Origin of the sequence: Mariniphaga sp., from assembly GCF_041687215.1 — a bacterium.
GTDB lineage: Bacteria > Bacteroidota > Bacteroidia > Bacteroidales > Prolixibacteraceae > Mariniphaga.
Genome location: NZ_JAWLCI010000111.1, coordinates 1 through 6,245, shown reverse-complemented (window position 1 = coordinate 6,245; position 6,245 = coordinate 1). Strand labels below are relative to the sequence as shown.

The 6,245-nt window shown below is 32.4% G+C and carries 6 protein-coding genes; 4 read left to right on the top strand and 2 right to left on the bottom strand.

What is annotated here, in order from left to right:
• Positions 1–80 precede the first annotated feature (80 nt).
• Positions 81–452 carry a hypothetical protein gene (locus ACESMA_RS21125; RefSeq protein WP_372950867.1) on the bottom strand — a complete coding sequence of 124 codons (372 nt, stop codon included), beginning with the start codon at positions 450–452 and terminating at the stop codon, positions 81–83.
• Positions 453–686: 234 nt separating this feature from the next.
• Entirely contained in the window at positions 687–1,577 is an 891-nt protein-coding gene (locus tag ACESMA_RS21120) for a hypothetical protein (RefSeq protein WP_372950866.1), read from the bottom strand.
• Positions 1,578–1,957: 380 nt separating this feature from the next.
• Here ACESMA_RS21120 and ACESMA_RS21115 point away from each other — a divergent pair, with 380 nt between their 5' ends.
• The 4 genes from ACESMA_RS21115 to ACESMA_RS21100 all read left to right on the top strand — a co-directional run.
• Positions 1,958–4,078 carry a helix-turn-helix domain-containing protein gene (locus ACESMA_RS21115; protein WP_372950865.1) on the top strand — a complete coding sequence of 707 codons (2,121 nt, stop codon included), beginning with the start codon at positions 1,958–1,960 and terminating at the stop codon, positions 4,076–4,078.
• Between the two features lie 238 nt (positions 4,079–4,316).
• Complete coding sequence (locus ACESMA_RS21110; protein WP_372950864.1) at positions 4,317–4,949, top strand: hypothetical protein; 633 nt, start codon at positions 4,317–4,319, stop codon at positions 4,947–4,949.
• An 89-nt stretch (positions 4,950–5,038) separates the two neighbouring features.
• Positions 5,039–5,854 (top strand): hypothetical protein, encoded by an 816-nt coding sequence (locus ACESMA_RS21105; protein ID WP_372950862.1) that lies wholly within the window; start codon positions 5,039–5,041, stop codon positions 5,852–5,854.
• A gap of 105 nt (positions 5,855–5,959) precedes the next feature.
• Positions 5,960–6,245 (top strand): hypothetical protein (locus tag ACESMA_RS21100; protein ID WP_372950861.1); only part of this gene is annotated, 286 nt, incomplete at its 3' end.

Here is a 6,245-nt window from a genome sequence, read left to right as displayed (position 1 = left end):
AATACCTCATCATACAATTGTAGCACCGAAAATGGAAAATTTACGAACCGTAATTTTCCAAAATATTGCAATATTTGTGTTTATGAATTAATCAGGTTAAATAAAAACCCAAAAATATTAAAATATAATACTGGAAACAGAACAATCAGAATTTCCATAACATTACCAAAATCAATTATCAAAACTGAAATCAATATTACATAGCATATTGCTATCCAAATAAAACGAATCGTTTTTTTTACAAAATAGTTAAGTGCAAAATAAGAACTGTAAAAAATAATCGCTCCAACAGGTAATGTAAATAATAAAGCAAGAAATTGCTCTTGGATATCAGGTCCACTTGCCCCTAAAACAGCAGCTGGAAAAGAGATGAGTTGATAACCAAGGATGACTAATAAACTTGAAAACACCCAAAATAAAAGATGAAACATAATTTGAACAGACTTTCTCATGATTTTTCTTTTTTTAGTTAAACATGAATCAAAAGTCAGTGATATAATATTGTTAATAAAATAAGTTCTGCATAATTCAGTATTCTTTCTGCAAAATGTCCAATCGGAGTCGCTAATCAACTTGAGCAGCGAATTTATATATTAACCTATTTATCTCTGTTAATCATTATTTTATAAATGAAGTACCCCTGCGATAAATTAGAGGTATCTGCTATGGAAGTAAAGTTTATTTCCTTATTTCCATTTTCGGTCATCGGGTATTTTACCCGACATAATTTCTTCTTTCCATTTTTTTAAAATTTCGCTTTTACTTTGATTACCAGTCATCATTTTGCTATTTGACGATTCGCTGTTTTTAGGATTCGCCCAGAGATTGGAAATCAGGTCAAGATAATCCAGGACAATATCCTTCTCTCCACGTTCAAGAAGTTCTCTGGCCAGAACATATGATGGTCCAAAAGAACTCAATTGCGGAGATGTGGGACATTCTCCGGATTTTATTAAATACTCTTTTGCTTGTTTAATATCATCCTCCATTAGTGCTATACGACCCAATAGTGTATTGGCATTATGGATTGTATTACCATAATTAAAGGACAAAGTATCGACATTGTTTATGAGCAATTCGTTGGCCATTTGTTTTGCCTTGTTATAATCGCCAGCACCCATTGCAGCAAAAGCAATGTCTTCTTTTAACGTGCCCAGGTAAAAATTATATTCTTGTTTAATACTATCATTACTATCAGTTAATTTTGTGCTTTCCAAAGTTTTTAGCGATTCCGTTAGATATTTCAGCGAATTTTCAAATAAAATTTTTCGCTCACTTTCATTTTCCAATTGTCTGGCGTTGTACTTTTCACCTGCAAAGTGCATATTAATAAGACCAATCCAAATAAATTTGTGCGGGCGTTTCTTTTGAGCTGCAAGAAAAAATGAAACATCTTTCTCAGAAATAAATTTAAACCGAAATGTTGGATCTTCGCTTTCCAGTTTTTGCTCCAGTTCTTTTAAATCATCATTGCTAATACTTAATGTAGTGTCATTGCCAGCAGACATATTATTCAGTTCCTGACATGCCAAGCTAAAACAGAGCAAAGAGAAAAAAATGATGGTAATAACTTTCATGACTGTTGATTTTTGATTCATTAAAGTTACAAAAAATTATCTTTAAGTCAATAATCTAAGCTTTCGCAAAACAAATTTGTAACCTCTACATTTCAAGGGTGTTAGCTTGCTTTTTTGTTCTTGCGGCTTGCCATAGCTCCATAATTGTAATCTTTATATGCCATGCATTAAATATTGTTAATCCTGTGGCTATTTGCAACTTGTTGTATTAGAAAAAAATTTAGCAATGAGGAATTCTATAATCACTTTTTACAAAGAAAAAATCTCGTGTACTATCAGTTTCTTTATTGATTAGGCAAGATATAAAAATCTATTGTTTTGAAATATAGGTTTTTATTTTTAACTTTCAGTAAAATATTTGACCCACTTTAATAGATTCTATGAGCGATCTTTCTGCATCGGAACGGGAGTTAATTGATAAACTAAATGAGTTTATTCAAAATAATCTTGATAACGAACATTACGGTGTCTCTGAACTGGCTGATGATTTGGGAATGGGTCGATCTAATTTGCTCAAAAAAGTAAAAGCTATTACAAAAATTACGGCTAGCCAGTACATCAGGCAATTTCGGTTAAAGAGAGCAATGGAGATTCTTCAGCAAACTTCGCTGACTGTATCAGAAGTTTCTTACAAAACGGGATTTAACAGTCCCTCCTACTTTGTTAAATGTTTTCATGATTTTTTTGGTTATTCTCCCGGGGAAGTTAAAAAGCGTAACGAAAATGAAGAGCGAGCCCCGATAAGGTCAAATAAAAAGCAATTTTCAATACTATTTTCAACTGTGTATTTTCTGGTTGTAATTATCGTAGTTCTTATTATTGTTATGAAACCCTTTTCAAACCATCAGGAAAAACTGGAAAAAACAATTGCAGTCCTTCCTTTTTTAGATGACAGTCCGGAAAAAGGAAATACATATATAATTAATGGTTTGATGGAAGAGATTCTGGACAAACTACAAAATATTGGCGATCTAAAAGTAAAATCGAGAACCGATACTGAAAAATACAGGGATACAAAAAAAAACATTCCTGAAATTGCCAGGGAACTTGATGTAAATTATATAATAGAAGGCAGTGGGCAGGTAATTGGTGACCAAATAAAATTAAGTGTTCAGTTAATTGAAACCTTATCAGGGAACCATATCTGGTCGAAAACCCTGACAGAAGGCACAGAAGATATTTTCAGGCTACAGGAAGATGTAGCGCGTATGGTGGCTTCAGAATTAAAAGCCAATCTTACTCCCGGCGAGCAAATTCAAATTAAAAAACTGCCGACTGAGAATATTCGTGCCTATAATTTATTTTTAAAAGGATTGGAGCACGAAAGAATTGGGGTATTTTATGCAAAAGCCAGCGACAAGTCAATATATCGTGCCGAACTTAGAAAAGCAAAAGAATTATTTGAGCAAGCCATTGAATTGGACTCAACTTTTGTTGAACCTTATGTGCAATTGGCAAGTGAGTATATAAACAATTTTTATTACGATGAACCCAGTCCAAAACTTAGAGAAACTATACTTGATTCCGGATTGAATTTTGTAAATAGTGCCCTAAAATACGATCCTGAGAACGGAGATGCAATTCTTTTTAAAATAGATTATTATCGTAAATTAGGAATGGAGAACGAAGTAACTTTGTATGAGAAAAAATTTTTTCAAACAGGAAAATTTAAAAATTGGGAGGACTATTTATATTTTGAAAATCAAAGCGATAAATTTTATTGGGAATTGGATTATTTTAACGCCATTAAGTACTATTATAAATACCTCCGCCATAAACCTGAGACAATAGAGACGAAATTTGGTTTAATTAATAGGTTTTGTTGGTTATTGGAAGTTACCGGATTCCCTGAACAATCAAAATCAATAGCCAAAGAAATACTTGTGAGGGAAGAATATGATTCCATCTCTTACTGGATAACATTAGGAAAATTGGCTTTTTTTTACGAAAGCGACAGAGACCTGGAATATTTTTATAAAGCATATAAAAAGGACACTTTGAATTATTATTCAATACATAATTTAATGCGGATTTATATATGGACGGATAATTACACACAAGCCTATCGTTTCATGAAAAAATTATTTGAAGCAGCCGAAAAAACAGATAAGGCGATAGAAAGTGACTGGTTTTATGGCTATGTATATTTAAAAAACGGATTTAAGGATGAGGCTGACAAACAATTTAAAGCAGCTCAAAAAAAATATCTCGAACAGATTGAACTGAATTTACCGGAAGCCCAAATTTATCTGTCACATTTCGAACTAGCCAGTATGTTCTCAATATTGGGAGAAAAAGAAAAAGCATTAGTTTACCTGAAATCATTAATGAACCTTAAAACGATTCAATACGATTGGTTATATTGGTTACAAAAATCGCCTGTTTTTAATGCAATCCGGGATGAACCCATATATCAGGAAGTTCAAGCAAATCTGGAAGCTAAATATGAAAAAGAACACGAGCGAATAGGAAAATTACTGAGAGATTTAGGGAAATTATAATAATGCGTCTCCGTGGCTTAAATCATATAATTTTGTGGTCACCACAGAGTTCTGTTAATTGGCCGGAACCATAAGGATTACAATACAACAATACAAAATTCCGCATATTTGATACGCTTTTCCTGAAAAGTTAAATCATTGCTTACACTTTCAATATGTATTGAAACTCCTTTTGTAATAACTTTATAACATTGAATTTCGAAAGCTGAAAAACAATAAACTTTTAAACTTTAGCGTGATGAAGCCTGTAAAGTTATTTTCAATTTTAGTGCTCATTTTACCAATTTTTGCGCTACAACTAAATGCAAAGTTCTTAGAGAAAAATGCCATCTACTTAACCGGCGGATTAAATGTAGGAAATTTTTGGGGAGGTAATTTGAACCTCAATTATGTTTTCGAAGAAAAATATTCATTACAGGCTGGAATATCCGGTTTATTAAGAGAATCAAAATCTAAACCTGAAGATTTTTCATCAGGAGTTGTTGGGATTTTTACACTTGGGCTTTCAAATCTTCTTTATCTTGACGAGATGGAAAATTACCATCTTCTGGCCGGTAAAATATTCATGTTAAACAGAAACAATACTTCAAGATTAAATTTAGCTGGTGGAATCGGATACACCATATTAACAGAACCGACCAACTGGAAGCGTGTAACAGGTTATACTATAGGTGAAAATTACACTTATGACAGAATAACCCATGGCACAATTAGCTTAATTATTAACCCCGGAATTGAATTTCCTTTTACACGCTATTTGGGTTTTACGCTTTCACCCATGTTGCAAATAAGTAAATACAGGACATATGTTGGATTTGGAATTGAAATGATGATTGGGTTATTAAGAAAACCAATAACACATCGAATATAACAGCCCGGTCATTAACAAATTGAAACATAAGTTTGATTAAAAGAACATGGCTTGATTGCCTGAGAAAAAATAATAAAAAACTATAAATCATGAAAAACCTACAACTAATTTTAGCAGTAATTTTTGCTTTGACACTTATTACTGCTTGTAACAAAGATGAAAATGAAACAGAAAAAACATTAGTAAAAGAAACTATTAGTGCGAAATGGCTTGTCAATGGCACAAGTGATTATGAGTCATTTGAATTTAATAAAAGCGGTAATTATATTGTCGTAAAAAATAATTCCACAAAATTGACGAATGACCAAATCATTCTTTTTGGAACTTATGAGATAATTGACAATATAACAATTGTCTTATCAGACTTTGGAACTATCAAAATATCTGATATTGATGAAAACTTAATTCGCTTTTCAATTCAACTTACAAATAGTCCGGATAATGAAATTATTATTAATGCGTCAAAGCAAGAAGAAATGGAAAATACAACAAAAACAGAATTGCTTTGCAGGACTTGGGAAATGGTAACTGTCAATGGAGAAGACGTGACTGGAACAGAATATGAACTGTCGGTACTTTTTTCTCAGGCAGGGACTTATTTTGTTGAGTTTGTAAACCCGGAGGAAGAGGATGATGGAGGTCTTGCCCATTGGAAATGGAAAGATGAAACAGAAACAAAATTTTTGTATTCATGGGATACTCCAGCAGTTTGGGAAGATGAGAATGTTGTTGAAATTATTGAACTCAACGAGAACACATTAGAAATACTTGAAAAATTTAACGACGAGGATGAAGAGGATGAACTTTACGTGTTGAAACCTGCAAATAATACAAAATCCGCATATATTAATACTAAAACAAATCAAACAAGTAATAAAAGAAAAAAAGGATTTCTGAAAAAATAAAGCGTATTAAATATAAAAGCAAAAAATAAAACTGGTTACTTTTTACTGTGAATATTAGAGATAATGACAGACCAAAATTTAATTATCAACTAAAAAATAACACTCATGAAAAAGAATATCATTTTATTCTTGTCTTTGCTGTTGGTTATTAATGTAATAGGCCAATACCCGACTAATCAGCCGGAAATTAAAAACTATGGTTATTATTATTCAAAATATAAAACCCAGGCTACAACCGGTAAAATTTTTTGTGCGGGAGGAACAATTTTGGCAGTGGTTGGTGCAGTTGGAGTGGCTCACCATGGTTTCCCTTTTACTCTCTCCCCAAATTTGCCCATTTATGCAACAGATTTGGAGCGGCTTAAAGAAAGCTGGTACATTTTGCTGGATC